The organism is Amycolatopsis sp. NPDC004169, assembly GCF_040610315.1.
In the GTDB taxonomy this organism is placed as follows: Bacteria; Actinomycetota; Actinomycetes; order Mycobacteriales; family Pseudonocardiaceae; genus Amycolatopsis.
Map to the genome: position 1 here is coordinate 32,041 of NZ_JBEXMD010000016.1, position 26,583 is coordinate 58,623.

The 26,583-nt window shown below is 71.3% G+C and carries 23 protein-coding genes; 13 read left to right on the plus strand and 10 right to left on the minus strand.

Translation table 11 applies throughout. The annotated features are described in order from the left end of the window. The first annotated feature begins 11 nt into the window (after positions 1 to 11). On the plus strand, positions 12 to 389 hold the full coding sequence (locus ABZX11_RS22485) for a DUF1761 domain-containing protein (RefSeq protein WP_354915859.1): 378 nt from the start codon (positions 12 to 14) through the stop codon (positions 387 to 389). An 843-nt stretch (positions 390 to 1,232) separates the two neighbouring features. Here ABZX11_RS22485 and ABZX11_RS22490 read toward each other — a convergent pair. Beyond that, positions 1,233 to 2,786, minus strand: coding sequence for a DEAD/DEAH box helicase (locus ABZX11_RS22490; RefSeq protein WP_176172522.1), 1,554 nt, complete (start codon positions 2,784 to 2,786; stop codon positions 1,233 to 1,235). A gap of 233 nt (positions 2,787 to 3,019) precedes the next feature. On the opposite strand from ABZX11_RS22490, the gene ABZX11_RS22495 reads away from it, so the two are divergent. From ABZX11_RS22495 to ABZX11_RS22505, 3 genes are all read left to right on the plus strand, one after another. Next, positions 3,020 to 4,726, plus strand: a complete 1,707-nt coding sequence (locus ABZX11_RS22495; RefSeq protein ID WP_176172521.1) for an acyl-CoA dehydrogenase — start codon at positions 3,020 to 3,022, stop codon at positions 4,724 to 4,726. Between the two features lie 115 nt (positions 4,727 to 4,841). Next, positions 4,842 to 5,612 (plus strand): fumarylacetoacetate hydrolase family protein, encoded by a 771-nt coding sequence (locus ABZX11_RS22500; protein WP_354915861.1) that lies wholly within the window; start codon positions 4,842 to 4,844, stop codon positions 5,610 to 5,612. 4 nt (positions 5,613 to 5,616) lie between these two features. Beyond that, positions 5,617 to 6,036, plus strand: coding sequence for a hypothetical protein (locus ABZX11_RS22505; RefSeq protein WP_354915863.1), 420 nt, complete (start codon positions 5,617 to 5,619; stop codon positions 6,034 to 6,036). A 39-nt stretch (positions 6,037 to 6,075) separates the two neighbouring features. Here the strand turns inward: ABZX11_RS22505 and ABZX11_RS22510 are convergent, their stop codons facing one another. Then, on the minus strand, positions 6,076 to 8,439 hold the full coding sequence (locus ABZX11_RS22510) for a Tex family protein (RefSeq protein WP_354915865.1): 2,364 nt from the start codon (positions 8,437 to 8,439) through the stop codon (positions 6,076 to 6,078). 145 nt (positions 8,440 to 8,584) lie between these two features. Here ABZX11_RS22510 and ABZX11_RS22515 point away from each other — a divergent pair, with 145 nt between their 5' ends. Continuing rightward, on the plus strand, positions 8,585 to 10,066 hold the full coding sequence (locus ABZX11_RS22515) for a glycosyl hydrolase family 18 protein (protein ID WP_354915868.1): 1,482 nt from the start codon (positions 8,585 to 8,587) through the stop codon (positions 10,064 to 10,066). Positions 10,067 to 10,115: 49 nt separating this feature from the next. On the opposite strand, the gene ABZX11_RS22520 is transcribed toward ABZX11_RS22515, so the two are convergent. The 3 genes from ABZX11_RS22520 to ABZX11_RS22530 all read right to left on the minus strand — a co-directional run bounded on the left by ABZX11_RS22520 (position 10,116) and on the right by ABZX11_RS22530 (position 14,401). Then, positions 10,116 to 11,768 (minus strand): GMC family oxidoreductase, encoded by a 1,653-nt coding sequence (locus ABZX11_RS22520; RefSeq protein ID WP_354915871.1) that lies wholly within the window; start codon positions 11,766 to 11,768, stop codon positions 10,116 to 10,118. Next, on the minus strand, positions 11,768 to 13,231 hold the full coding sequence (locus ABZX11_RS22525) for an NAD(P)/FAD-dependent oxidoreductase (protein WP_354915874.1): 1,464 nt from the start codon (positions 13,229 to 13,231) through the stop codon (positions 11,768 to 11,770). The genes ABZX11_RS22520 and ABZX11_RS22525 overlap by 1 nt, the downstream gene beginning before the upstream one ends. 75 nt (positions 13,232 to 13,306) lie before the next feature. Continuing rightward, positions 13,307 to 14,401, minus strand: coding sequence for a winged helix DNA-binding domain-containing protein (locus tag ABZX11_RS22530; RefSeq protein ID WP_354915877.1), 1,095 nt, complete (start codon positions 14,399 to 14,401; stop codon positions 13,307 to 13,309). An 80-nt stretch (positions 14,402 to 14,481) separates the two neighbouring features. Here ABZX11_RS22530 and ABZX11_RS22535 point away from each other — a divergent pair, with 80 nt between their 5' ends. Further along, positions 14,482 to 15,537, plus strand: coding sequence for an AraC family transcriptional regulator (locus ABZX11_RS22535; RefSeq protein ID WP_176172513.1), 1,056 nt, complete (start codon positions 14,482 to 14,484; stop codon positions 15,535 to 15,537). Here ABZX11_RS22535 and ABZX11_RS22540 read toward each other — a convergent pair. Then, entirely contained in the window at positions 15,458 to 16,129 is a 672-nt protein-coding gene (locus ABZX11_RS22540; RefSeq protein WP_176172512.1) for a TetR/AcrR family transcriptional regulator, read from the minus strand. The genes ABZX11_RS22535 and ABZX11_RS22540 overlap by 80 nt on opposite strands. A 194-nt stretch (positions 16,130 to 16,323) precedes the next feature. Here ABZX11_RS22540 and ABZX11_RS22545 point away from each other — a divergent pair, with 194 nt between their 5' ends. After that, entirely contained in the window at positions 16,324 to 16,635 is a 312-nt protein-coding gene (locus tag ABZX11_RS22545; RefSeq protein WP_354915881.1) for a hypothetical protein, read from the plus strand. Positions 16,636 to 16,648: 13 nt separating this feature from the next. On the opposite strand, the gene ABZX11_RS22550 is transcribed toward ABZX11_RS22545, so the two are convergent. Genes ABZX11_RS22550 through paaI form a run of 3 tightly spaced genes read right to left on the minus strand, consistent with a single transcriptional unit; the run spans position 16,649 to position 18,929 of the window. Then, positions 16,649 to 17,242 carry a TetR/AcrR family transcriptional regulator gene (locus ABZX11_RS22550; protein WP_176172510.1) on the minus strand — a complete coding sequence of 198 codons (594 nt, stop codon included), beginning with the start codon at positions 17,240 to 17,242 and terminating at the stop codon, positions 16,649 to 16,651. After that, positions 17,239 to 18,516 (minus strand): phenylacetate--CoA ligase PaaK, encoded by a 1,278-nt coding sequence (gene paaK, locus ABZX11_RS22555; RefSeq protein WP_176172509.1) that lies wholly within the window; start codon positions 18,514 to 18,516, stop codon positions 17,239 to 17,241. Before paaK ends, ABZX11_RS22550 begins: the two co-directional genes overlap by 4 nt. Then, positions 18,513 to 18,929: a hydroxyphenylacetyl-CoA thioesterase PaaI gene (gene paaI / locus ABZX11_RS22560; protein ID WP_354915886.1), complete on the minus strand. Its 417-nt coding sequence runs from the start codon at positions 18,927 to 18,929 to the stop codon at positions 18,513 to 18,515. The genes paaK and paaI overlap by 4 nt, the downstream gene beginning before the upstream one ends. 170 nt (positions 18,930 to 19,099) lie before the next feature. On the opposite strand from paaI, the gene paaZ reads away from it, so the two are divergent. The 6 genes from paaZ (at position 19,100) to paaE (ending at position 24,802) form a co-directional block, all read left to right on the plus strand. Further along, positions 19,100 to 21,130, plus strand: coding sequence for a phenylacetic acid degradation bifunctional protein PaaZ (gene paaZ / locus ABZX11_RS22565; RefSeq protein WP_354915889.1), 2,031 nt, complete (start codon positions 19,100 to 19,102; stop codon positions 21,128 to 21,130). Continuing rightward, positions 21,127 to 22,059 carry a 1,2-phenylacetyl-CoA epoxidase subunit PaaA gene (gene paaA / locus ABZX11_RS22570; protein WP_176172506.1) on the plus strand — a complete coding sequence of 311 codons (933 nt, stop codon included), beginning with the start codon at positions 21,127 to 21,129 and terminating at the stop codon, positions 22,057 to 22,059. The genes paaZ and paaA overlap by 4 nt, the downstream gene beginning before the upstream one ends. A gap of 95 nt (positions 22,060 to 22,154) precedes the next feature. Continuing rightward, positions 22,155 to 22,412, plus strand: coding sequence for a 1,2-phenylacetyl-CoA epoxidase subunit PaaB (paaB, locus tag ABZX11_RS22575; protein ID WP_254897476.1), 258 nt, complete (start codon positions 22,155 to 22,157; stop codon positions 22,410 to 22,412). Continuing rightward, positions 22,409 to 23,266: a 1,2-phenylacetyl-CoA epoxidase subunit PaaC gene (gene paaC, locus ABZX11_RS22580; RefSeq protein ID WP_176172504.1), complete on the plus strand. Its 858-nt coding sequence runs from the start codon at positions 22,409 to 22,411 to the stop codon at positions 23,264 to 23,266. Before paaB ends, paaC begins: the two co-directional genes overlap by 4 nt. Continuing rightward, on the plus strand, positions 23,260 to 23,748 hold the full coding sequence (gene paaD, locus ABZX11_RS22585) for a 1,2-phenylacetyl-CoA epoxidase subunit PaaD (protein WP_354915894.1): 489 nt from the start codon (positions 23,260 to 23,262) through the stop codon (positions 23,746 to 23,748). Before paaC ends, paaD begins: the two co-directional genes overlap by 7 nt. Before the next feature lies 1 nt (position 23,749). Then, positions 23,750 to 24,802 (plus strand): 1,2-phenylacetyl-CoA epoxidase subunit PaaE, encoded by a 1,053-nt coding sequence (paaE, locus tag ABZX11_RS22590; RefSeq protein ID WP_354915897.1) that lies wholly within the window; start codon positions 23,750 to 23,752, stop codon positions 24,800 to 24,802. Here the strand turns inward: paaE and ABZX11_RS22595 are convergent. Further along, positions 24,780 to 26,579, minus strand: a complete 1,800-nt coding sequence (locus ABZX11_RS22595; protein WP_354915900.1) for a toll/interleukin-1 receptor domain-containing protein — start codon at positions 26,577 to 26,579, stop codon at positions 24,780 to 24,782. The genes paaE and ABZX11_RS22595 overlap by 23 nt on opposite strands. Positions 26,580 to 26,583: the final 4 nt, after the last annotated feature.

Below are 26,583 nucleotides of genomic sequence, written 5' to 3' on the forward strand. Positions count from 1 at the left end.
AGGAGCGGACAGTGGTGATCGCGGTACTGGTGACAACGGTGGCGGCATTCGTGGCGAGCGCGGCTTGGTACACGGCGTTCGGGCGGGTTCGGGCCCGCTTGAGCCCGGCGGGCGCGGCGAGCGGGCCGTCACCGTGGCGGATGGGCGCGGAGTTCGCACGGACGCTGGTGCTGGTGACGGCGTTCGCACTGCTGACCGCGGCGGTGGGCGTGGACGGGATCGCGGGCGCGCTCGGGTTGGCCCTGGCGGTGTGGGCAGGCTTCCCGGCGGTGATCCTGGCGGGTTCGGTGCTGCACGAGCGAGTCCCGGTCCGCCTGGCAGCGCTGCACGCGGGGGATTGGCTGGTGAAGCTGACCCTGGTGGCGGCGGTGCTGAGCGTGTGGCGCTGACGGTGGTTATCCACAACGGCCCGAGTTGTCCACAGATTTGCTGGCGGCCGGTTTTTGCAGGTCAGAGCCGATAGACTGGACCAGGGGACGCCCCTTGGGAGCGGCGGGGGATGTCTGGTTGCGACGCGGGCCCCGGCGCACAACGCGCCGAGGCCCGAACGTGCCAGCCGGAGTCAGCGCGACCGGCGGCACGGCTGGAGTCGCCGCAACCTGCGACTTGGCTGGGATCAGCGCGACCGCCAGCTCGGGTACGGGCCGAGGGCGCTGCCACTCCGCCGGTTGGCCGCAGCCGGAGTGGCGCGAACGGCCGGAAGCGGCGGTGGCTGCACCCGAGCGGGGCGTAGCCGCTCGAGCGAACGTCGCCGCCGGAGCGACCGGCCGCTCCTGCTGCCTCGACTGCGCTGCCCGACCTGCGGCTCGGCTGGGGCGACCGGCGACTTGGCTGGGAGTCAGCTCGGCCAGCGACTCGGAAAGGAGCCGCCGTTCCCCCGGCCTTGGCCGCGCTGCCCGACCTGCGGTTGCCGCCCGACCTGCTCCGGCCCTAGGCAGCCGAACGCTGCTCGCCTGTCGCGCCTGGCCGGCCGCCCGGGCCCGACGTGTCAGCTGGAGCCAGCGCGACCGCCGGCCCGGGTACCAGCCGAGAAAGCCGCCGGGCCGTCACTTCGCCGGTTGACCGCCGTGGGGCGCCGGAGCGGTGCGAACCGCCGGAAGCGGCGGTGGTCGCAGCCGAGCGACGTTGCCGCCGGAACGACCGGCCGCTCATTCCGTGGGAGCGGCGGGGGATGTCTGGTTACGACGCGGGCCCCGGCGCACAGCGCCAGGGCCCGGACGTGTCACCTGCGATCAGCGCGACCGGCGACCGCCGGCCCGGGTGCCGGCCGAGAAAGCCGCCGCTCCACCGCTCGACCGGCGGTTGCCCGCAGCCGGGGCACCGGAGCGACGCGAACCGCCCGAGGCAGCCGTGGCCGCACCCGAACGAGCGTTGCCGCCCGAACGACCAGCCGCTCCCTCCGCGCCACCCGACCTCCGGTTCCCACCAGACCGGCCCCGCCCGGAAGCAGCCGACCGCTGCTCCTCCTGCCGAGCCTGCCCGGCAGCCCGGGCCCGCTGCCCACCACGGTTCTCCTTCGGCGCAGGCGCAGCAGCCCCACCACGCCGGCCGCGCCCGCCACCAGGTGCCGACCCAGTGGCCGAGACCTTCTTCGGCCGGTTGTCCACCGCCGGTGCCTTGGAGAACGTCCGCTCGCCCGGGGCCAGCTCCGCCAGCAGCGGGTGGCCCGGACCCAGCTGGGTCGTCGTCGGCTTGATACCCGCCTTGCGGGTCAGGTCGCGCACGTCCCTGACCTGCGCGTCCGTCATCAGCGTCACCACCGTGCCCGACGCGCCCGCGCGGGCGGTGCGGCCCGAGCGGTGCAGGTACGCCTTGTGCTCCACCGGCGGGTCCGCGTGGATCACCAGCCGGACGTCGTCGACGTGGATGCCGCGGGCCGCGATGTCCGTCGCCACCAGCGTGCGGGCCGTTCCCGACGAGAACGCCTCGAGGTTGCGCGTGCGGGCGTTCTGGCCCAGGTTGCCGTGCAGTTCCACCGCCGGGACGCCCGAAGCGTTCAGCTTCCGCGTCAGCGCCTTCGCGCGGCTCTTCGTCCGCGTGAACACCAGCGTGCGGCCGGGCGCCGCCGTCAGGTCGACCAGCACCGGCAGCCGGTGGGTCTCCTCCAGGTGCAGGACGTGGTGCTCCATCGTCGCCACCGGGGACTGGGCCGAGTCGACGCTGTGCAGGACCGGGTCGTCCATGAAGCGCTTGACCAGCACGTCCACGCCGTTGTCCAGCGTCGCCGAGAACAGCAGCCGCTGGCCGCGCTCGGGGGTGGCGTCCATGATCCGCCGGACCTCGGGCAGGAAGCCCAGGTCCGCCATGTGGTCGGCCTCGTCCAGCACGGTGATCTCGACGGCGTCGAGCTTCACGTGCCCGGAGCGCATGTGGTCGGCGAGCCGGCCGGGGCAGGCGACGACGATGTCGACGCCGTCACGCAGCTTCGTGATCTGCGGGTTCGCGCTCACGCCGCCGAAGATGGTGGTCGCCTTGAGGCCCAGCGGGCGGGCCAGTGGCAGGATCGACGCCTCGATCTGCGTCGCGAGCTCGCGCGTCGGCGCCAGGATCAGCGCGCGCGGACGCCCCGGCTTGCGCCGCGTCGGGCCCGCCGCGAGGCGGGCCAGCACCGGCAGCACGAAGCCGTAGGTCTTGCCGGAGCCGGTGCGGCCGCGGCCGAGGACGTCACGCCCGGCGAGCGTGTGCGGCAGGGTCGCCGCCTGGATGGGGAAGGGCTCGGTGACGCCCTGGGTGGCCAGTGCGGCCACGAGCGGGGTCGGCAGGCCCAGTTCGGAAAAAGTGCTCATAAGCGTGCGGGCACGGGGGTGCCCTGGTCTCCATAACCTGAGAAGGGTTGTCCTGCCCGGCGCAGACCGGTCAACGGCCGCGGCGCGTGGTAGTCGACAACAGCAGCGGGCCGAGGCAGAACTGAGCGGCCCGCAAGATCAGTGTACCGAACAACGGTGACCTTCCCCCAGTGAGATTGCCCGCACTCGGACGGGCTTGCTAAGTTACCGGTCGGTAATCGAGGAGGACGACCATGCTGCTGAACCCGCGCGAGTACGACCCGGCGCACTTCGACGCCGAGACGCGGCGCCTGCTGCGCGCCACCATCGACTGGTTCGAGCAGCGCGGCAAGGCGAAGCTGACCGAGGACTACCACAACCGCACCTTCTACGCGGACTTCATCGAGTTCGCGGGCAAGGAAGGCCTGTTCTCGACCTTCCTGACCCCGTCGGCGAACGCCGGCGGCAACCCGGACAAGCGCTGGGACACCAGCCGCGTCGCCGCGCTGTCGGAAATCCTCGGCTTCTACGGCCTCAACTACTGGTACCCGTGGCAGGTCACCATCCTCGGCCTCGGCCCGGTCTGGCAGAGCGCCAACGCGGCCGCACGCGAGCGCGCGGCGGCGGCACTCGACGCCGGCGGCGTCGGCGCCTTCGGACTGTCCGAAAAGGACCACGGCGCCGACATCTACGCCTCCGACATGGTGCTGACCGAGGACGGCGACGGCTACCGCGCCACCGGCTCCAAGTACTACATCGGCAACGGCAACTGCGCGCGCACGGTGTCGGTCTTCGGCCGCATCGACGGCGTCGAAGGCCCGGACCAGTACGTCTTCTTCTACGCCGACTCCGAGCACCCGGCCTACCACGTGGTCAAGAACGTCGTGCCGTCGCAGATGTACGTCGCCGAGTTCCGGCTCGAGGACTACCCGGTCCGCGAAGAGGACATCCTGCACGTCGGCGCCGAAGCCTTCAGCGCCGCGCTGAACACGGTCAACATCGGCAAGTTCAACCTGTGCTTCGGCGGCATCGGCATGGCGACGCACTCGCTGTACGAAGCCATCACGCACGCGCACAACCGCGTCCTCTACGGCAAGCCCGTCACCGACTTCCCGCACGTCCGCCGCGAGTTCGTCGAGGCGTACGCGCGGCTGATCGGGATGAAGCTGTTCTCCGACCGCGCGGTCGACTACTTCCGCAGCGCGAACCCGGACGACCGCCGCTACCTGCTGTTCAACCCGATCACCAAGATGAAGGTGACCACCGAGGCGCAGAAGGTGATCGGCCTGGTCGCCGACGTCGTCGCGGCCAAGGGCTTCGAGGCCGACACCTACCTGGCGATGTCCAAGAACGACATCGACGGCCTGCCGAAGCTGGAAGGCACGGTGGCCGTCAACCTGGCCCTGATCGCCAAGTTCATGCCGAACTACCTGTTCGCGCCGCAGGAGTACGCGCCGGTCGGCACCCGCACCGACGCCGCGGACGACGAGTTCCTCTTCCGGCAGGGCCCGGCGCGCGGCCTGTCGAAGGTCCGGTTCCACGACTGGAAGACCGCCTACGCCGAAGCCGCGCACATCCCGAACGTCGCGCTGTTCACCGAGCAGGCCGGGTACCTGGTCAAGCTGCTCACCGAGGCGGCGCCGGACGAGGCGCAGCAGGCCGACCTCGACTTCGGGCTCGCGCTGGCCGAGCTGTTCACGCTGATCGTGTACGGCCAGCTCATCCTGGAGCAGGCCGGGATCACCGGCCTGGACGACGAGGTCGTCGACCAGATCTTCGCGGTGCTCGTGCAGGACTTCAGCGTCGCGGCGGTGGACCTCAACGGCAAGGCGAGCTCGACCGAGGCCCAGCAGGCGATCGCGCTGGCCGCGCTGCGCAAGCCGGTGGTCGATGCCGCGCGGTTCGAGAACGTCTGGGCGCGGGTGCGGGAGCTCTCCGGGGTCTACGCCATGCAGCCGTGATCGAGTCCGGCGGCGAACGCCGGCTCGGGGGGCTGCGCGCCCGTCCGCAGGATCCCGGTGGCGGTGTCGCGGAAGGCGATCGACACCCGGTGTTTCGCTTGGCAAGATCGCGGACGTGAACCGAGAGCGGGCGGCGGAGCTGATCTGGGACGCGTGGCTGACCGGCAAGCGGCTGGACGGCCTCCCGGACGACCTCCGCCCGGACGGCCACGCCGAGGGCATGGCGGTGCAGGCGGCGCTCGCCGAGCTGGCCGGGCCGGTGTCCGGCTGGAAGATCGGCGCGACCACGGTGTACGCCCGCCAGTACCTCGGCGTCGCCGGGCCGCTGGCGGGCGCGATGTTCGCGCGGTTCCACCACGTCGAGGGCGCGCCGGTCCCCGCGGACACCATGACCATGGGCGTGGCCGAGCCGGAGTTCGCGTTCCGGCTCAAGGCCGATCCGGGGCTGTCGCCGTCGCTGGCCGCGGTGCTCGACGCGGTCGACACGATGTTCCTGGCGATCGAGCTGCCGGACAGCCGCTACACCGACCACCGCCACGCGGGCGGCCCGCAACTGCTCGCCGACGCGGCCTGCTCGGGCCGCTTCGTGGAGGGCAGCCCGGTGCCGGGCTGGCGCGACGTCGACCTGCCCCGCAGCCAGGTGGTCCTCCACGCCGACGGCGAAGAGTTCTCCCGGGGGAGCGGCAGCCTGGTCTTGGGCGACCCGCGCCTGGCACTGCACTGGCTGGCGATGGAGCTGCCCCGCCACGGGCAAGCGTTGCGCCCGGGAGACATCGTGACGACGGGAACGGCAACACCGCCGTGCCCGATCCACGCGGGCGGCCACGTGGTGGCGGACTTCGGCGCGCTGGGCAGTGTGGAAACGAGTTTCGCACCGCTAGAGTGATCAGGTGCTGACTTTCCGTGCGGGCTTCGTTGCGCTCGCGGTGGTCGTGGCAGCCCTCGACGCGGGATTCTGGATCTTCGCCCGTGGCCCCCACCCGGCGACGGCGCGCATCGGCTTCGTCGTGGCGTTCGTGTTCGTGCTGGCCCTGCTCGCGGCGGCGGCCGGCGTGGTGCGCTGGGAAGTGGCGGTACCGCTGGGCGCGGCCTCGGCCTCGGGCCTGCTGTTCGTCGGCGCGACGGCGATCTTCAGCGTGGGCCTGGGTTTCCTGCTGACGGCGGTGGTCGAGGCCGCCCTGGTGCGGCGGCTGGTCCTGGCCGCGTCGCCGGTGGGGTGGCGCGGCGGAACGTGGCTGATCAGCCTGGCCGCAGGCGTGGTTCCGGTGGCACTCTTCGCGGCCGGCCTCTTCGCGCTCCGGGGGAAGTGAAGGCGGGCCACCCGCAGGTGGCCCGCCTTCGGGGGAGAGCTACTTGCCGAACCCGGCCCGCCGGAGCGCGTCGGCCATCGAGCCGCTCGCGTTGCCGCCGCGGTCACGGCCGCCTCCGCCGCCCCGCCGGTCGTTGCCGCTGCCGCCGCGGCGCTGCCCCTGGCCGCCGCCGCCCTGGCCGCGGTCCCGGCGCTCGCCGCCGCCACGCGAGGTGGCCGCACCCGGTTCGTCGTCCAGGCGCAGCGTCAGCGAAATGCGCTTCCGGGGCACGTCCACGTCCAGGACCTTCACCTTCACGATGTCCCCTGGCTTCACGACCTCCCGCGGGTCCTTCACGAAGTTCTTCGACAGCGCCGAAACGTGCGCCAGCCCGTCCTGGTGCACGCCCACGTCGATGAACGCGCCGAACGCCGCCACGTTCGTCACCACGCCCTCCAGGCGCATGCCGGGCTTGAGGTCGGAGATCTTGTCCACGCCGTCGGCGAACGTGGCCGTCTTGAACGCCGGGCGGGGGTCGCGGCCCGGCTTGTCGAGCTCCGCGAGGATGTCCGTCACGGTCGGGAGGCCGAACTGCTCGTCGACGAACTCGGCAGGCTTCAGCGACGACAGCGTCCGCGTGTTGCCGATCAGGGCCCGGATGTCGGTACCGGTCTTGGACAGGATCCGGCGGACCACCGGGTACGCCTCCGGGTGCACCGCCGAGGAGTCCAGCGGGTCGTCGCCGTCCGGGATCCGGAGGAAGCCCGCGCACTGCTCGAACGCCTTCGGGCCGAGCCGCGCGACCTCCTTCAGCGCCGTGCGGGAGCGGAACGGCCCGTTCGTGTCGCGGTGGGCGACGATGTTCTCCGCCAGGCCCGTCGTGATGCCCGAAACCCGGGTCAGCAGCGGTGCCGACGCCGTGTTGACGTCGACGCCGACCGCGTTCACGCAGTCCTCGACCACCGCGTCCAGCGAGCGCGAGAGCGACACCTCGGACAGGTCGTGCTGGTACTGCCCGACGCCGATCGACTTCGGGTCGATCTTCACCAGCTCGGCCAGCGGGTCCTGCAGCCGGCGCGCGATCGAGACCGCGCCGCGCAGCGAGACGTCCATGTTCGGCAGTTCCTGCGAGGCGAACGCCGACGCCGAGTACACCGAAGCGCCCGCCTCGGACACGACCGCCTTCGTCAGCTTCAGCTCCGGGTGCTTCTTGATCAGCTCCTGCGCGAGCTTGTCCGTCTCGCGCGACGCCGTCCCGTTGCCGATCGAGATCAGGTCCACCTGGTGCCGCGCGCACAGCGCCGCGAGCTCGGCGATCGACTGGTCCCACTTGTTCGCCGGCTGGTGCGGGTAGATGACGTGGGTGTCGACGACCTTGCCGGTCGCGTCCACCACGGCCACCTTGACGCCGGTCCGGAAGCCCGGGTCGAGGCCCATCGTCGCGCGGGTGCCGGCCGGCGCGGCCAGCAGCAGGTCGCGCAGGTTGGCCGCGAACACGCGCACGGCGTCGTCCTCGGCCGCCTGGCGCAGCCGCATCCGCAGGTCGATGCCCAGGTGCAGGAGGATCTTGGTGCGCCACGCCCAGCGCACGGTGTCACCGAGCCACTTGTCGGCCGGGCGGCCCTGCTGGGTGATGCCGAACTTGGCGGCGATGCGCTGCTCGTACTCCGTCGGGCCGACCTGCGGCTCGTCGGTGGGCTCGTCCGGCGCCATGGTGAGGTCGAGGACCTCCTCCTTCTCGCCGCGCAGCATCGCGAGGATCCGGTGCGAGGGGAGCTTCGTGTACGGCTCGGAGAAGTCGAAGTAGTCGGAGAACTTCGCGCCTTCCTCCTCCTTGCCCGAGCGGACCTTGGCGACCAGGTGCCCCTGGCCCCACATCTTCTCCCGCAGGTCACCGATGAGGTCGGCGTCCTCGGCGAAGCGCTCGACGAGGATCGCGCGGGCGCCGTCGAGGGCCGCCTGGGTGTCCGCGACGCCCTTGTCCGCGTCGACGAACACCGCCGCGGCGGCCTGCGGATCCGTCGTCGGGTCGTTCAGCAGGCCGTCGGCCAGCGGCTCGAGACCCGCTTCGCGCGCGATCATCGCCTTCGTGCGGCGCTTCGGCTTGTAGGGGAGGTAGATGTCCTCCAGCCGCGACTTGGTGTCCGCGGCGAGGATCGACGCCTCGAGGGCGTCGTCCAGCTTGCCCTGGCTGCGGATGGACTCGAGCACGGCGAGCCGGCGCTCGTCGAGTTCCCGCAGGTAGCGCAGCCGCTCCTCGAGCGTGCGCAGCTGCGCGTCGTCGAGCATGCCGGTGACTTCCTTGCGGTAGCGGGCGATGAACGGCACGGTCGACCCGCCGTCGAGGAGCTCGACGGCGGCCTTGACCTGTCCTTCGCGCACGCCCAGTTCTTCGGCGATCTTCTGCTCGACCGACACGCTCACTGCAACACGCTCCCGATTGACCTGGATCCGATCGTCACATTCTGCCGTTTCGGGCGCCCCGACTTTCGGATGGGGTTCCTTGACAATCAGATTGGTCTAGTCCACTTTGTGGTGACCTGCCTCACCAGTGTCACGGAGGTCTCCCGTGGTCCCCAAGGTCCGCTTCGCTCTGCTTTCCTTACTTTCCGTGGTGACGCTGTGTCTCGGCGTGACCTTCGTGCTCGCCGGCAGTGCTTCGGCGGCGAACATCCTGGCCAACCCCGGCTTCGAAGCCGGCACGACGGGCTGGACGTGCACCGGCACGGCGGCCGCGGTGAGCTCGCCGGTGCACGGCGGCAGCCGCGCCCTGAACGCGACGCCGTCTTCGTCGGACAACGCGCAGTGCTCGCAGACGCTCACCGTCTCGGCGAACACGGCGTACAAGCTGTCGGGCTGGGTCCAGGGCAGCTACGTCTACCTCGGCGTCTCCGGCTCGGCGACGGCCAGCACGTGGACGCCCGGCACCAGCGGCTACCAGCAGCTGTCGCTGAGCTTCACGACCGGCTCGAGCACGTCGCTGACGGTGTACCTGCACGGCTGGTACGGCCAGCCGGCCTACTACGCCGACGACGTCAGCCTGGACGGTCCCGGCACCCCGCCGACCACCACGCCGACGACGCCGACCACCCCCACCACCCCGACGACGCCGCCGACCACCACCCCGCCGACGACGACCACGACGCCGCCGACGCAGGGTGACCTGCCGAAGCACGTCCTGACCGGCTACTGGCAGAACTTCTACAACGGCGCCAAGGCGCTGAAGCTCGCCGACGTCCCGACGAAGTACAACATCATCGCGGTGTCGTTCGCCGACGCCACCGGCACGCCCGGCGCGGTGAGCTTCACGCTCGACTCCGGCCTGTCCTCGCAGCTCGGCGGCTACACGGACGCCCAGTTCAAGGCCGACGTCAAGACGGTGCAGGCCCGCGGCCAGAAGGTGATCATCTCGGTCGGCGGCCAGAACGGCACGATCAGCGTCGCGGACTCGACGTCGGCCACCAACTTCGCGAACAGCATCAAGTCGCTGATCGCGAACTACGGCTTCGACGGCGTCGACATCGACCTCGAGAACGGCATCAACGCGACCTACATGGGCCAGGCGCTGCGCAGCATCCACAACGGCGGCGGCAAGGTCATCACGATGGCACCGCAGACGATCGACATGCAGTCCACGGCGGGCGGCTACTTCCAGCTGGCGCTGAACATCAAGGACATCCTGACAATCGTCAACATGCAGTACTACAACTCCGGTTCGATGAACGGCTGCAACGGCAACGTCTATTCGCAGGGAACGGTCGACTTCCTGACGGCGCTGGCCTGCATCCAGCTGCAGGGCGGCCTGAGGGCGGACCAGGTCGGCCTCGGCCTGCCGGCCTCGCCCCAGGCGGCGGGAGGCGGCTACCAGGCCCCGGCGAACACGGTGTCGGCGTTGAACTGCCTGGCCCGCGGGACATCGTGCGGCTCGTTCAAGCCGTCGGCGACGTACCCGTCGATCCGCGGCGCGATGACGTGGTCGATCAACTGGGACGCGTCGCAGGGGTACGCGTTCGCGAACACGGTGTCGGCGGGGCTCGCGGGCCTGCCGTAAAGGTGCGTTGAGTGTGGCCCTCCCGGCGGCGCGGTCCGGGAGGGCCTTCTCACGCCAGGGGGAGCCGCAGGGCTCCCGGTGCCGCCGACGGCACCACCGGACGCCGAGGCGCCACCGCCGCCACGCGCAGGTACGGCGAGCCCAGCGGCGGCCGCGGATCCACGTCCCCGCGGTTCGGCCAGAACGCCATCGCCCGCTCCGCCTGGGCCGTGATCGTCAACGACGGGTTCACCCCCAGGTTGGCCGAGATCGCCGAGCCGTCCACCACGTGCAGCCCCGGATACCCGTACAGCCGCTGGTAAGGATCGACCACCCCCGAAGCGGGAGAATCCCCGATCGCGCAGCCGCCGATGAAGTGGCCCGTGATCGGGATGTTCGCCAGGTCCGTCCACGCACCTTGAGGCAAGCCGCCGATCTTCGCGGCCACTCGGCGTGTCACCTCGTGACCCGCCGGGATCCAGTCCGGTGACGGCGCCCCCGAACCCTGGCGGGTCGTCATGCGCCTGCCGAACACGCCCCGCCTGGTGTACGTCGTCACCGAATTGTCGAGGGTCTGCATCACCAGCAGCCCGATCATCCGCTCCGACCAGCGCCGCGGGTTGTGGATCCGGAGCAGGTCGCGCCGCGAACGCCACAGCTCCCGCAGCCCGAGCACCCAGCGCCGCCGGCCCGGCACCGCGTCCACCAGCACCGTCGCCAGCAGGCCCATCAGGTTGCTGCCGCGCCCGTACCGCACCGGCTCCACGTGCGTCACCGCGTCCGGGTGGATCGACGACGTGATCGCGACGCCCCGGGAGTAGTCCGTGTCCGCCCGCAGCGACCGCGCCGCCAGGACGGCTTCGGAGTTCGTGCGGGCCAGGAGCCCGAGGCGCGGGGAAACGAGCGGCAGGTTTCCCGTGTCCCGCATCCGGTGCAGCAGCCGTTGCGTTCCCAACGCCGCCGCCGAGAACACGACCTGCGTGGCGGTGAACGTCCGGCGGGAGAAACCGCCGGTCCGGCGGGTGTCGACCGCGTACCCGCCGGAGATCGGCCGGACCGTCACCGCGGTGGTGAGCGGGTGCACCACCGCACCCGCCCGCTCGGCCAGGTACAGGTAGTTCTTGACCGTCGTGTTCTTCGCCCCGACCCGGCAGCCGGTCATGCACTCGCCGCACAGCGTGCAGGAGGACCGCGCCGGGCCGGCGCCGCCGAAGAACGGGTCCACCCCGGACTGTCCGAAGTAGACGCCGACCGGCGTGCGCCGGTACGTGTGGCCGACACCCATGTCCTCGGCCACCGAACGCAGCACCCGGTCCGCGGCCGTCGTCGCCGGGTTCTCGACCACGCCCAGCATCCGCTTCGCCTGGTCGTAGTACGGCGCCAGCTCGGCCTTCCAGTCCGTGATGTGCGCCCACTGCGGGTCTGCGTAGAACCCGTCCGGCGGCTCGTACAGCGTGTTCGCGTACACCAGCGAGCCCCCGCCGACGCCGGAGCCGCTCATCACGAAAGTGTTCTTCAGCAAGGTCAGGCGCTGGATGCCGAAGCAGCCCAGCGCGGGGGCCCACAGGTACTTCCGCACCCGCCACGACGTCTTCGCGAACTCGTCGTCGGCGAACCGGCGGCCGGTCTCCAGCACGCCGACGCGGTAGCCCTTCTCGGTCAGCCGCAGCGCCGTGACGCTGCCGCCGAAGCCCGAACCGATCACCAGGACGTCGTAGTCCATCAGCCCGCCACCCGGTAGTCGGCGACGTCGAAGCGCCGCGTCCGGCGGTCGTACTCGGTGACCAGGCCGGGCCAGTTGGTCGTCACCCGGCCGTCGGCCTGCCGGTACCAGCTCCGGCAGGCGCTCCACACGCTGTGCCCCAGCCGCTGCTGCACCTCCCGGTCGTACCGCTCTTCGACCTCGGGCCGCACGTCCAACGAGGACACGCCGGGCCGCGAAAGCCGTTCCACCGCCTGCCGGATGTACCGCGCCTGCCGCTCGATCATGTAGATGATCGACCCGGCGCCGAGGTTCGTGTTGGGGCCGTAGACGCAGAACAGGTTCGGGAACCCGGGCACGGTCATGCCCAGGTAGGCCCGCGCGCCGCCGGACCACTCGTCCCGCAGCGACCGGCCGCCGAGGCCGCGCACCTCCATCCGGCCGAGGAACTCCGTCGCGGCGAAGCCGGTGCCGTAGATCAGGACGTCCGCCTCGATCTCCGTCCCGTCCTCGACCCGCACGCCCTTCTCGGTGATCTCCGAGATCCGCCGCGTCTCGACGTCGACGTCCGGCTGGGCCAGCGCGGGCAGGTAGTCGTTGGTGAACAGGATCCGCTTGCAGCCGAGCGGGTACGCCGGCGTGAGCTTGGCCCGCAGCTCCGGGTCCTTGATGTGGCGGCGCCGCAGCTGCGCGGTCCGCAGCTCGAACATCTTCGCCAGCACCGGGTGGCGCGTCATCGCGTAGGTGGCGTACTCGGCGAGCAGGAAGATCCGCAGCCGGCCGAGCAGCTGGGTCGGCGGCAGGTGCTCGAACAGCCAGTGCTGCCACCGCCGGTAGCTCGGATCGGACTTCGCCATGACGTACGGCGGCGTGCGCTGGAAGACCGTGACGTGCCGGGCCTGTTTGCGCAGCTCGGGCACGAACTGCACGGCGCTGGCCCCGGTGCCGATCACGGCGACCCGCTTGCCGGTCAGGTCGACGTCGTGGTCCCACCGCGCGGAGTGGAAGGCGTCGCCGGTGAAGCTTTCGCGGTTCGGGATGTCCGGCAGCACCGGGCGGGACAGCTGCCCGACGGCGGGCACGAAGACGTTCGCCTCAAACGTCTCGCCGGCGCTCGTCTCGACGCGCCAGAGGCCGCGATCGTCGTCGAAGGCGGCCCCGGTGACCTCGGTGCGGTACCGGATGTGCGGCTCGAGGCCGTACTTCGCGATGACACGCCGCAGGTAGGCGAGGATGTCGGGCTGGTGCGAGAACCGCTTCGGCCACCGCGGGTTGGGCTCGAAGGAGTAGGAGTACAGCGGCGACGGGATGTCGCACGCGGCGCCCGGGTAGGTGTTGTCCCGCCAGACCCCGCCGGGCTCGGCAGCGCTTTCCAGGATCGTGAAGTCGCCGAACCCGGCGCGCTTGAGCTCGATCGCCGTCCCGATACCGCCGAACCCGGTGCCCACGATCAGCACCGACGGCCCCTTCGCCGAACCAGTCATGCCGGAAAAGCTACGGACTCGCGGCCTGTGACAACAGGCCACGAACGGTCACTCAATCGAGATTTCCGGCCAGCCTCACGCCGGCGGGTGGATGCGCACCTCGTGGGTCTCCGCGGCCGCCTCCGCCCACTGCACCAGCTCGCCCGCCGACTTCTCCAGCGCCGCCGTGTCCCGCTTCGCGAGCTTCTCGAACGGCGACAGCTCGATCACCGCCGCCTTCTTCGCCGCCTTGATCTCCCAGAACCCGCACACCCGGCCGCCGACCAGCAGCGTGCCCTTCACCAGGCCGTTCTGCGAGATCACCCGCTTGCGGTCGGCGTCCGAGATGATCCGCGTCCGGTCCGCGTAGGACAGGATCATCTGGTCGAACGGCCCCAGCAGCCGCGGCGGGGCCGGGACGTCCTCGTCCGGCACCGTCAGCTCCGGCAGGTCCAGCAGCTCGCGGCCGTCCGGGTCCCGGTACCGCCGCAGGTCCATCGAAGACGCCACCTCGCCCAGGCGGGTGATGCCCGCCCATGTCTGGACGTCCGCGACCGTGGCCGGGCCGAACGCGCGCAGGTACCGCGAAATCAGTGAAGCGGGCGAAGGCGGCGGCAGGGGCGCGCCCACCCACTCGTCCAGGCACGCGTACGTCGTCTGCCCGGCCTTGCCCCAGATCGCCCGGGGCGGGGTCTGCACCAGCGGCAGCCGCCCGCGGGCGAGGTGGGTCAGCGAGGACGGCGGGACGTCCCAGGTGCGCGCCAGCTCGGCACCCAGCTTGGTTCCCGGCATCGGGCCACCGAGGAGCAGTTTCCGCGCCGCCTCGGCGACGAGCTCGTGGTCGAGCCCGGCCAGTGCGCTCGCGTGCAGCGTGTTCTGCTTCAGGTCGCGGTCGTAGATCCCCTGCAGCACCGGCCGCCACGCGAGCGCGTCCGCCGCCGTCACGAGGTGGACCGTGCCGCGCATCAGCGCGATCCGGACCACGCGCCGGCTCTCCAGGAGCTCCGCCAGCTCCGACGGCCGGAAGCCCGCCAGCCGCGACCAGAGCCCGAAGTACGGCGGGAACGGCGCCTGCGCCTGCAGCCCGGCCAGGTGTTCGACCGCGTCGAACGCGGACATCTCCGCCCGGCCCAGCAGCAGCTGGCGCTCCAGCGTGGCGCGGTTCAGGGCGCGCCGGGTCAACGTCTCCACGCCGTCACCCTAACGATCACCCCGGACAGTTCCGGTCCTCGATTGGACACCTTCTCCGGTGGTGATCCAGAATTCCGGCCATGGCCGAGCTCGCCGTGCCCGCCGTCGGGGACTGGGACTTCCCCCGCGGCACCGCGAGCATCGAGCTGATGACCCGCTTCGCCGCCGAACGCGGCCTGCCCGCGGCGAACCTGCTGGCCGCCACCACGCTCACGCCGGAGCTGCTCGCCGACCCCGCCGTCCAGGTGGACGCGCGCCAGGAGCTGGCCGTGGTCCGGGCGCTGGCCGACCTGGACGGATCCGACGCGGCGGCACTGGAGCTGGGCCGCCGCTACCGCGTCACCACCTTCGGCATCTTCGGCTTCGCCTGCATCAGCAGCCCGACGCTGCGCGACGCGATGCTGTTCGCCCTGCGCTACTTCGACCTGAGCTTCGCCTTCTGCATCCCGCGCGTCGTCCTCGGCGCCGACCGGCTGACGCTCGAGCTCGACGACAGCCGCGTGCCCGCCGACGTCGCCCGCTTCCTCGTCCTGCGGGACCTGGCCGCGATCTTCGCCGTCATGCGCGACCTCCTGCCCGAGATCGCCCTGGACGAGCTGATGTTCCGCCACGAATCGGCCACGCCGGAGGAATACCGGGCCGCGTTCGGCGTGCTGCCGCGCTTCGGCGCCGACGCCTGCCGGGCGACGCTCGACCCGGCGCTGCTGGGCCGGCCGCTGCCGCAGGCCAACGACCAGACCGTTGCCCTGTGCGCCGCGCAGTGCGAAGCGCTCGTCGCCCGGCGGCGGGAACGTTCGGGGATTTCGCAGCAGGTGCGCGAACGCCTGGTCCGGCTCGGCGGGGTCGACGCCGGCATGGACGAGATCGCCGGGCAGCTCGCCCTCAGCACCCGCACCCTGCGCCGCCGCCTGACCGAAGCCGGCACGAGCTACCGGGCGCTGGTCGACGAGGTCCGCCAGACGCTCGCCGAGGAGCTGCTCGACACCGGTGTGCTGTCGGTCGAAGACGTCGCCTACCGGCTCGGGTACGCCGAAGCGTCGAGCTTCATCCACGCGTTCAAGCGCTGGACGGGGATGACGCCGGCGGCGTTCGCGCGCCGCTTCCGCGCCGCTCGGCGAGGACCGCCGGGTAGGTGAGCTTCAGCAGGTTGAGCAGCGAACCGGTGAGGAAGGTGCGCAGCGCCGCGCGGTCGAGCGTGCCGCGGATCAGCCATTCGCGCGAAGCCGCGCGCAGCATCCCGCCGAACGAGCGGATCATCGCGCGCAGCTCTTCGCGGCCCTCGGTCACGCCGGTCATCAGCGCGGCTTCGAGGACCCGGTCGGCGGCGATCTCGTCGGCCTCCAGCATGATCCGCTCGATCTCGGGGTCGCGGCCCGCCGACTCGGGGCCGATCACGGTCAGCCAGGCGTCGCGGTTGCGGTCCACGACCTCGATCCAGCGTTCGACGCCGATCGCCAGCCGCTCCTCCATCGTGGTGTCCGGCAGCGCTTCGGTGACCGGCGCCGGCACGATCATCAGCTGCCGCACCACTTCCAGGTACAGCTCGCGCTTGCCGCCGAAGTAGTGGTTGATCAGCGGCCGCGCCACCCCGGCGGCCTCGGCGATGTCCGAAGTGGACACCGAGGCGTAGCTGCCCGCGCCGAACAGCCGCCGGGCGGCGGCGAGGATCTCCGCACGCCGTTCGGCCGGTTCGAGCCGGCGGCGCCGCGGCCGGGTACCGGTGGTCATCCGCTCAGCCTCGCGGGGGACCGGCGGCCTGTCAACAGACAGTTGACCCGATGTCAAAAGAGTGACTCCGGTGGCGGGCAAGCGGTGTTTCGCGCCAACCTTTGTCGTTACGCAACCGGAACAACCCGCCGGTAACTTCCCGGCACCCGGATGCGACGAGACGGCAGGGGGGCCCGGACCGGGGGTAGGAGCAGATGAACGAAGAAGGCGCGCCGATCCGGCCGGCCGGACGCTGGGTCAGCGTCCGCCTGCAGCATCGCCACGTCAGCTTCGACGAAGGCTTCGAAGCGGACGAGCCACTGCCCGACGGGGACTGCGCGGACGAAGCGTCCCTGTCGTACTCGGGAATCGTGATTTCCAGTTTCGACCGGGGCGAGAAGGTTTCCGAGCGCTGGATCCCCCTGGGCGTGGACCCGTCCGAAGCGGACGACGAGCGGTTGATCGAGCAACTGCGCGAAGCCCTGCTGTGGCAGGCGGGCCGGCCGCCGCAGACCGCGGAGGACTGACCCGCCCGGCCGCTCACGACCCCGTGCGCAGGCCCTCGAAGGCCACCTTGCACACCGCGTCCGCCAGTTCGGCCGCCGCCGAGCCCCGCCGGGGCCGGTACCACTCGATCAGCGAGTTCACCATGCCGAACACCAGCCTCGCCGTCACCGCCGGGTCGACGTCCGGGCGGACGTCGCCCTCCGCTTCGGCCTGCTTCACCAGGTCCGTCACCAGCCGGTCGAACTCGCGGCGGCGGGCCAGTGCCGCGCGCTCCACCTTCGTGTTGCCGCGCACGCGCAGCAGCAGCGTCACGAACGGCAGCCGGTCCGCCAGCACCAGCACGCTGCCGCGCACCAGGTGCTCCAGCCGGTCGATCGCCCGCCCGTCGAGCTGCGCCGTTTCGGACGCCACCTCGAACAGGCCGTCCAGCGCGCGGTCCACCGCCAGCCGCAGCAGTTCCTCCTTGCTGGGCACGTGGTGGTAGATCGCCGACTTCGTGATGCCGAGCTTGCGGGAGAGGTCCTCCATGCTCGTGCCGTCGTAGCCGCGCTCGTTGAACAGCTTCACCGCCACCTGCAGCAGCGATTCGAGGTCGTAGCCCGGCCGGCCGCGCCGCGGGGCCGTCACGGCTTGTCCCGCTGGTCGACGATCCGCCGCATCTTGCCCATCGACCGCTCCAGCGTGTCCGGGTCGACGACGTCCACCGACACCGTCACGCCGACGCCGTCCTTGACTCCCGAGACCAGCGAAGCCGCGGCCTGTTCCCGCTCACCGGCAGAAGCGTCGTGCCGGGCCTCCACCCGGACGGTCAGGTGGTCCAGCCGCCCGCGTGTGGACCGGACGAGCTGGAAGTGCGGGCTCAGCGCGGGCGTGCGCAGCACGATCTCCTCGATCTGCGTCGGGAACACGTTGACCCCGCGCAGGATGATCAGGTCGTCGGTCCGCCCGGTCACCTTGGCCATCCGCCGGAACGACGGCCGCGCGGTGCCCGGCGACAACGCCGTCAGGTCGCGGGTGCGGTAGCGGATGATCGGCAGCGCCTGCTTGGTCAGCGACGTGAACACCAGCTCGCCGGTCTCGCCGCCGCCCAGCACCTCTTCGGAGTACGGGTCGATCACCTCGGGGTAGAAGTGGTCCTCCCAGATGTGCAGGCCGTCCTTCGTCTCGACGCACTCCTGCGCGACACCCGGGCCCATCACCTCCGACAGCCCGTAGATGTCGACGGCGTCGAGGGCGAACCGCTCCTCGATCTCCGCGCGCATCTGCTCGGTCCACGGCTCGGCGCCGAAGATGCCCACCTTCAGCGAAGACGCCCGCGGGTCCACGCCTTGGCGCTCGAACTCGTCGAGCAGCGTCAGCATGTACGACGGCGTCACCATGATGATCTCGGGCCGGAAGTCGGTGATCAGCTGGACCTGCCGCGCGGTCATCCCGCCGGACGCCGGGATCACCGTGCAGCCCAGCTTCTCCGCGCCGTAGTGCGCGCCGAGCCCGCCGGTGAACAGGCCGTACCCGTACGCGACGTGCACCTTGTGGCCCGGCCGCCCGCCCGCGGCGTGGATCGACCGGGCCATCACCGTCGCCCACGTGTCGATGTCCTGCTCGGTGTAGCCGACGACGGTGGCCTTGCCGGTCGTGCCGCTCGAGGCGTGGATGCGCCGCACCTGGTCCTGCGGCACGGCGAACATCCCGAACGGGTAGTTCTCGCGCAGGTCCTGCTTGGTGGTGAACGGGAACTTGGCCAGGTCGGCGAGCTCCTTGCAGTCGTCCGGGTGGACGCCGGCCTCGTCGAACTTGCGCGTGTAGGCGGGCACGTTCGCGTACGCGTGCCGGAGTGTCCACTGCAGACGTTCCAGCTGGAGGGCGGCCAGCTCGTCCGCGCCGATGTCCGTCTCGATCATGGTCGGTCCCGTTTCGCGGAGATGGCGCGGCTGCGGCCGCGGAATTCGGCGACGACCTCGGGCCCGCCGGGGGTCTCCCGGTGCACGGTGACGTCGTAGATGCCGTTGCGGCCGTAGCGGGTGCGCTCGGTGGCCGTGGCGACGAGGTGGTCGCCGAGCCGGCCGGCGGCGACGAAGGAGATGTCGGCGCCCGCGGCGACCGTCACCGGGCCGCGCGAGTTGCACGCGCAGGCGAACGCGGTGTCAGCGAGCAGGAAGACGTACCCGCCGTGGGCGATGTCGTGGCCGTTGACCATCGCGCGGGTGATCGTCATGGTCGCGACGGCCCGGCCGTCACCCGCTTCGACGAGCTCGATGCCCAGCGCGCGCGAGGCCTCGTCGGCGGCGAACATGGTGTGCGCGGCGTTGGTCATGCACTGCCTTCCCGGACTGACCGAATGGACGGTCACCTTGCGGTGCCGCTCAGTAAAGGCAGTGGCCGGGGCGGCTGTCAAGCATCGCCCCTTCCGATCTCCGGGGACGGCGGCTACCATGGCAATTACTGAACGTCCGGTAGGTAATTCGGCGGGAGAGGTCGGACCTGATGGCATTGCTGCGCAGTTACGTCTCCGGGGAGTGGCACACGGCGGCGGACGAGGGCGTCCCGCTGCACGACGCGGCCACGGGCGAGGAGGTCGCCCGGATCTCGTCGAAGGGCGTCGACTTCGCGGCCGCCCTGGAGTACGGCCGCCGGGTCGGCGGCCCGGCCCTGCGCGAGCTGACGTTCCACCAGCGCGCGGCCCTGCTGAAGGCCCTGGCCTCCCACCTGCGCGAACACCGCGAGGAGCTGTACGCGCTCTCGGCGCGCACGGGAGCCACCCTCGGCGACTCGAAGTTCGACATCGACGGCGGCATCGGCGTCCTGTTCAGCTACGGCTCCAAGGGCAAGCGCGAGCTGCCCAACGACACCGTCTACGTCGAAGGCAACGTCGAGCCGCTCAGCCGCGGGGGCACGTTCGTCGCCCAGCACATCGCGACCCCGCTGCGGGGTGTCGCCGTCCAGATCAACGCGTTCAACTTCCCGGTCTGGGGTCCGCTGGAGAAGTTCGCGCCCGCGTTCCTCGCCGGGGTGCCGAGCCTGGTCAAGCCGGCCAGCTCCACCGCGTACCTGACCGCGCGGCTGGTCGAGCTGATCATCGAGTCCGGCATCCTGCCCGAGGGCTCGCTGCAGTTCGTCGCCGGCAGTGTCGGCGACCTGCTGGACCACGTCACCGCGCAGGACCTGGTGTCGTTCACCGGCTCGGCGTCGACCGCCCAGAAGCTGCGCGCGCACCCGGCGATCATCCGCAACGCCGTCCGCTTCAACGCCGAGGCCGACTCGCTGAACTGCTCGATCCTCGGCCCGGACGCGGTGCGCGGGACCACCGAGTTCGACCTGTTCGTCAAGCAGCTGACCACCGAGATGACGGTCAAGGCGGGCCAGAAGTGCACCGCGATCCGGCGCGCGTTCGTCCCTGCCGAGCTGCTCGACGACGTCGCCGCGGCGGCGTCCGAGCGGCTGGCGAAGGTGACGGTCGGCAACCCGGCGTCCGAAGGCGTCCGGATGGGCGCGCTGGCCAGCCTGGAGCAGCGCGAGGAGGTCCGGCGGTCGCTGAAGGCGCTGCTGGACGCCGGCAGCGTCGTGTTCGGTGACCCGGAGAAGGTCGACGTCGTCGACGCCGACGCCGAGCGCGGCGCGTTCATCTCGCCGGTGCTGCTCAAGGCCGACCCCGAGCGCTCCGAGCCGCACGAGGTCGAGGCGTTCGGGCCGGTCTCGACGCTCATGCCGTACACGTCCACCGAGCAGGTCGTCGACTTCGCCGCGCGCGGCGGCGGCAGCCTGGCCGGGTCCGTGGTCAGCGCGGACAAGGAGTTCGTCCGCGAGGTCGTCCTCGGCGCGGCGCCGTTCCACGGCCGGCTGCTGGTGCTGGACGCCGAAGACGCGAAGGAGTCCACCGGCCACGGCTCGCCGATGCCGCAGCTGGTCCACGGCGGCCCCGGCCGCGCGGGCGGCGGTGAGGAGATGGGCGGCATCCGCGGCGTGCTGCACCACATGCAGCGCACCGCCGTGCAGGGCTCGCCCGCCGTGCTCTCCGCGGTCACCGGCCGCTGGGTCACCGGCGCCCCGCGCGCCGAAGGCGACGTCCACCCGTTCCGCAAGTCCCTGGCCGAGCTGCGCATCGGCGACTCGGTGGTCGCCGGGCCGCGCACGGTCACCCAGGAGGACGTCGACCACTTCGCCGAGTTCACCGGCGACACGTTCTACGCCCACACCGACCCGGAGGCGGCGGCCGCCAACCCGCTGTTCGGCGGGATCGTCGCGCACGGCTACCTGGTCGTCTCCTTCGCCGCGGGCCTGTTCGTCTCGCCCGAGCCCGGCCCGGTGCTGGCCAACTACGGCCTGGAGAACCTGCGCTTCCTGACCCCGGTCAAGGTCGGCGACTCGCTCACGGTGACGCTGACCGCCAAGCAGATCACCCCGCGGATCGACCAGGAGTACGGCGAGGTCCGCTGGGACGCCGACGTCACCAACGCCGAAGGCGAGTCGGTGGCCAAGTACGACGTCCTGACCCTGGTTTCGAAGGAGCAGCCGTGACCGCCACTGTTTCCCTCGAGGAGCACTTCGAGCACACGATCGAGCGCGACCAGCGCATCGAGCCGCGCGACTGGGTGCCCGAGGGCTACCGCAAGACGATGATCCGGCAGATCGCGCAGCACGCGCACTCGGAGATCATCGGCATGCAGCCCGAAGGCAACTGGATCACGCGGGCGCCGTCGCTGCGGCGCAAGGCGATCCTGCTGGCCAAGGTCCAGGACGAAGCCGGCCACGGCCTCTACCTGTACTCCGCGGCGGCGACGCTGGGCGCGGACCGCGCGGACCTGACCGACAAGCTGATCACCGGCAGGCAGAAGTACTCGTCGATCTTCAACTACCCGACGCTGACCTTCGCCGACGTCGGCGTGATCGGCTGGCTGGTGGACGGCGCGGCGATCTGCAACCAGGTGCCGCTGTGCCGCTCGTCGTACGGGCCGTACGCGCGGGCGATGATCCGGATCTGCAAGGAGGAGTCCTTCCACCAGCGGCAGGGCTACGAGCTGCTGATGACGATGATGCGCGGGACCCAGCAGCAGCGGGAGATGGTCCAGGAGGCCGTGAACCGCTGGTGGTGGCCGTCGCTGATGATGTTCGGCCCGCCGGACGCCGATTCGCCGAACACCGCGCAGTCGATGGCGTGGAAGATCAAGCGCCACACCAACGACGAGCTGCGGCAGCGGTTCGTGGACATGTCGGTGCCGCAGGCCGAAGCCCTCGGCGTCACCTTCCCGGACCCCGAGCTGAAGTGGAACGCCGAGCGCGGCCACTACGACTTCGGCGCCGTCGACTGGGACGAGTTCAAGAACGTGCTGAAGGGCAACGGGCCCTGCAACGCCTCGCGGATCGCGCACCGGCGTCGCGCCCACGAAGACGGCGCGTGGGTGCGGGAAGCCGCGGTGGCCCACGCCGCGAAGAAGGAGCACAAGTGACCGACCTGACGGCCGAAGGCGGCCACGGCGCCGTCCCCCTCGAAGGCGTCCCCGCGGCTCCGGGACCGGTCAAGCACGACTGGCCGCTCTACGAGGTGTTCGTCCGCGGCAAGCGCGGGCTGAACCACGTCCACGTCGGCTCGCTGCACGCCGCCGACGACGAGATGGCGCTGCACCACGCCCGCGACCTCTACACGCGGCGCAACGAGGGCGTGTCGATCTGGGTCGTGCGCGCTTCGGACATCACGGCGTCGTCGCCGGACGAGAAGGACCCGTTCTTCGCGCCCAGCGGCGACAAGGTCTACCGGCACCCGACGTTCTACGACATTCCCGAGGATGTGCCGCACATATGAGTTTCGACAACGTGTACGAGGCCATCACCGAGGAGAACGACGCGCGCTGGGCGTTCGGCACCGGCTTCGAGGACCCGCTGTCCGGAGTGGACACCTCGGTGCCGTCCGGTGTGGACGCCGCGTCCTTGGCGGCGTACTGCCTGATGCTGGGCGACGACGCGCTCGTCTTCTCCCACCGGCTCCAGGAGTGGTGCACCAACGCCCCCGAGCTGGAGGACGAGGTCGCGATCGCCAACATCGCCCTCGACCTGCTCGGCCAGGCGCGGTTGCTGCTCGCGCGCGCCGGCAAGGCCGACGGCTCCGGGCGCACGGAGGACTCGCTGGCGTTCCTCCGCGCGGAGAACGAGTTCCGCAACGTCCGGCTCGCGGAGCTGGGCGGCGGCCACTTCGGGCACCTGATCGCGCGCCTGTTCGTGTTCTCGACCTGGCGGCTGGCGCTGCTGCAGCGGCTGGTGTCCTCGGTGGACCCGGTGCTGGCGGCCATCGCGGACAAGGGCGTCAAGGAGCTGACCTACCACCGCGACTACGCGGCGCAGTGGCTGGTCCGCCTCGGCGACGGGACGCCGTTGTCGCACACGCGGATGCAGGAGGGCCTGGACGAGGTGTGGCCGTACGTGGGGGAGCTGTTCCGCACGCACCCCACGGAGTTCGTGGACGCGGCTTCGCTGCGGCCCGAGTTCGATGCGGTGCTGGACCAGGCGCTCGCCGCGGCGACGCTTTCCCGGCCTGCTTCCGGTGAGCTGGCCGGGGTGTCGGGCCGGACGGGCCGCGACGGCGTCCACACCGAGTCCTTCGGGTACCTGCTGGCGGAGCTGCAGAGCGTGGCGCGCGCGATGCCGGACGCGAAATGGTGACCGCCGCGGCCGTGGCCGCCACGGTCACCGACCCCGAGCTGCCGATGCTGACGCTGGCGGACCTGGGCGTGCTGCGCTCGGTGTCGGAGTCCGAGGGGCGGGTGGTCGTCGCGATCACGCCGACGTACACGGGCTGCCCGGCGATGGACACCATGCGCGACGACCTGGAGCACGCGCTGGTTTCGGCGGGCTACGCGGACGTCGAGATCCGGACGCAGCTGTCGCCGGCGTGGACGTCGGACTGGATTTCGCCCGCGGGCCGGGAGAAGCTGGCCGCGGCCGGGATCGCGCCGCCGGGCGCGGCGCCCCGCCGGTCGGGGCCGATCCCGCTGACGCTGTCGGCGCCGGTGTCACGCGTTTTGTGCCCACACTGCGGGTCGCCGGACACCGAAGAGCAGTCCCGTTTCGGCGCGACGGCGTGCAAGGCGCTGCGGCGCTGCCGTGCGTGCCTGGAGCCGTTCGAGCACGTCAAGGAGATCTGAAGTGGCGCGGTTCAATTCGCTGAAGGTGGCCGGGGTCGAGCGGCTGTGCGACGACGCTGTTGCCGTGACCTTCGACGTGCCTTCGTCGCTGGCTTCGGAGTACGCGTTCAAGCCGGGCCAGTCCCTGACGCTGCGGCGCTCGGTCGACGGCCGCGACGAGCGCCGGTCGTACTCGATCTGCGCCCCGGCGGGAGCGGCCCCGCGGGTCGGCGTCCGCTTGGTGCCGGACGGGTACTTCTCGTCGTGGCTGGTGAACGAGGTCCGCCCGGGCGACACGATCGAGGTGGCCCCGCCGTCCGGATCGTTCACCCCGGACCTGTCCGAGGGCGGCCACCACGTCCTGATCGCGGCGGGCTCGGGCATCACCCCGGTGCTGTCGATCGTGTCCTCGCTCCTGCAGTCGTCGACGGCCACGGTGACGGTGCTGTACGGCAACCGCCGCACGGACACGGTGATGTTCGCGGACGAGCTGGCGGACCTGAAGGACAGCGCCCCGTCGCGGCTCGAGCTGATCCACGTGCTGTCCCGCGAGCCCCGCGAGGCGGAGCTGTTCACCGGACGCTTGGACGTGCCGAAGCTGCGCACGCTGTTTTCCACGCTGGTGCCGGTGAATTCGGTGGACCACTGGTGGCTGTGCGGCCCGTTCGAGATGGTGTCGGGCGCGCAGGAGCTGCTGGCGTCGCTGGACGTGCCTTCTGCGAAGGTGCACCAGGAGCTGTTCTACGTGGACACCCCACCGGCCCCGGTGGAGCACCTGGACCCACAGGTGGCGGGCGAGTCATCGGAGGTATCGGTGATCCTGGACGGCCGTGCGACGCCGATGACGTTGCCGCGCACGTCATCGGTGCTGGACGGCGCGCAGAAGTTCCGCCCGGACCTGCCGTTCGCCTGCAAGGGCGGGGTGTGCGGCACGTGCCGGGCGAAGGTGACGGAGGGCAAGGTGGACCTGCGGCGGAACTTCGCACTGGAGGAGGCGGAGGTGGAGGCGGGTTTCGTGTTGACGTGCCAGTCGTACCCGCTCTCGGACACGCTCACGATCGACTTCGACGCCTGAGGTCCGATTCGTCGGCGTCCACGAAACCCCATTGGCGAGCCAGGCGGGTCATGGCGCGGACGGCCCAGGTGCGCCGCTCGCTGTGGCCGAGCCCTATCGGGGCCACGAGGGTTACTCCACCCTGCGGGCCCGGCAGCCCTTCCGGCCTTCCGAACGTCGAGAGGTCGGCAACAGCGGGCAGGCTGGTGTCGGTCTTGACCTGCAGCGTGACCGCCGGTGGCGCGAGCAGTGCGGCGCGCTCGGGATCGGGGACGAGCGCACCAGGCACCACGACGGCCGCGGTCTGCCACGCCGCCGCCCAAAGCTCAACGATCTCGTTCGCCGTGACCCGGAGGTCGACGGCGGTCCCCTTCGGCCGTGTTGCTGCCCACACCGTGAAGTTTGCCTGGAACTCGACGGAAACCGTGACCGCCGAGGTCCAGTTGCCCGGAAGCAGGATGCGCGCGACCGCGCGGACGGCCGTGCGCCCATCGGCCGGCCTACGCAAAGTGTAGTCGTACCGGGTGTCCCGTCCGGTCTGGCGGACGTCCGCCCCGCTTGCCCGTTCCCATCGGGCCGGCGCGGTCCGGGCCCGTCTCAGGAGCGACAAGGCCGGAAGGAGCGTGCTGATCGGCGCCTCTGGAAGCGCCGCTTCGATCAGGTCACGGGTCTGCCGCGTGATCTCGACATCGTCGCCGAGCTGCCACGGCAGGGTGGCGACGGCACGCACCGTCAGGTCCGCCGGCCCAGCGGCCGGCAACCAGAAGGGGCCGATGGTTTCCGTGTCCAGCCGTGGCCGAGGTTGCCAGCGCGCCGCCTGGATCGCGGGGTCGCGGTGCAGAACGCCGTTCCGCCACGCTCCGCCGTTGAGGTCGATCGCGCGGGTGGCGGCATCGGGCTGGTCCTCGGCCGGAAAACCCGGCCCTTCCGGGAAGCCCGGCAGGGCCGAAAGGTCGTCCCAGATCGGTCCGGCGACCACCACGGCCCGCTTGCCGGCGACCGCGCAGAGCACGGCGCCGCTGGTGAAGTGCTGGACGAAGCCGGGCCCCTCGCGGTAGGCCCGGCCGATCGGCGCGCCCAACCGGCCTCCGGATCGGCGGGCGGCCTCTTCGAACGCCCGCTCGGTCGGTGGGTTGGCTCCTTCGCCGACTCGGATGGCGGGCGTGCCGGAAACCGTCACAGAGCCGGTGTTCCCCACCTGGATCACGACCCCATGGACGTCCCCGGTGACCACGTTCTGGACGGCCGGCGCCGGTTGCGGTCGCGGCGGAACCTGCCGTGGTTCCAGCACTGGAGCCGTACCCAGCTTCCGGCGGACGAACTCGGGCTGGTTCGTCAGCAGTCGCAGAAGCGCTTCGGCGCCTTCGACGGTGAAGTCCGAGACCGGGTACACCGTCGAAGTGGCCGGGGCGAGGAAACCCGGCACGTCGTCCGCGCTTCGGCCCGGCAGGACGACCGGGACGATCCGTTTCACCGCGTTCCGGTCGGCGTAGAAGGCCTCGCGGATCAACCGGGCCTCCCACTGGACACCGCGCTCTTCGTGCGCGCCGCCGCGGCCCTCGGCGCTGCGGCGGTAGGCGGGTGAGGCGATCACCAGGACGAAGTCGGCTTCCCGGAGCTGTTCGCCGATCCACAACGGCCAGTCCCGCCGCTCGTGGGTCTCGACCAGGTCCACTTCGGCGTCGACACCGTTGTCCCGCAGGAAGGCCCAGAGCTGGAGCACGGCGTCCTGGTGGGCGGGGTCGTCCGGTTCCTTGGCGTACGAGAGGAACACCCGGGCCAACGCGCACCTCCCCACCTCG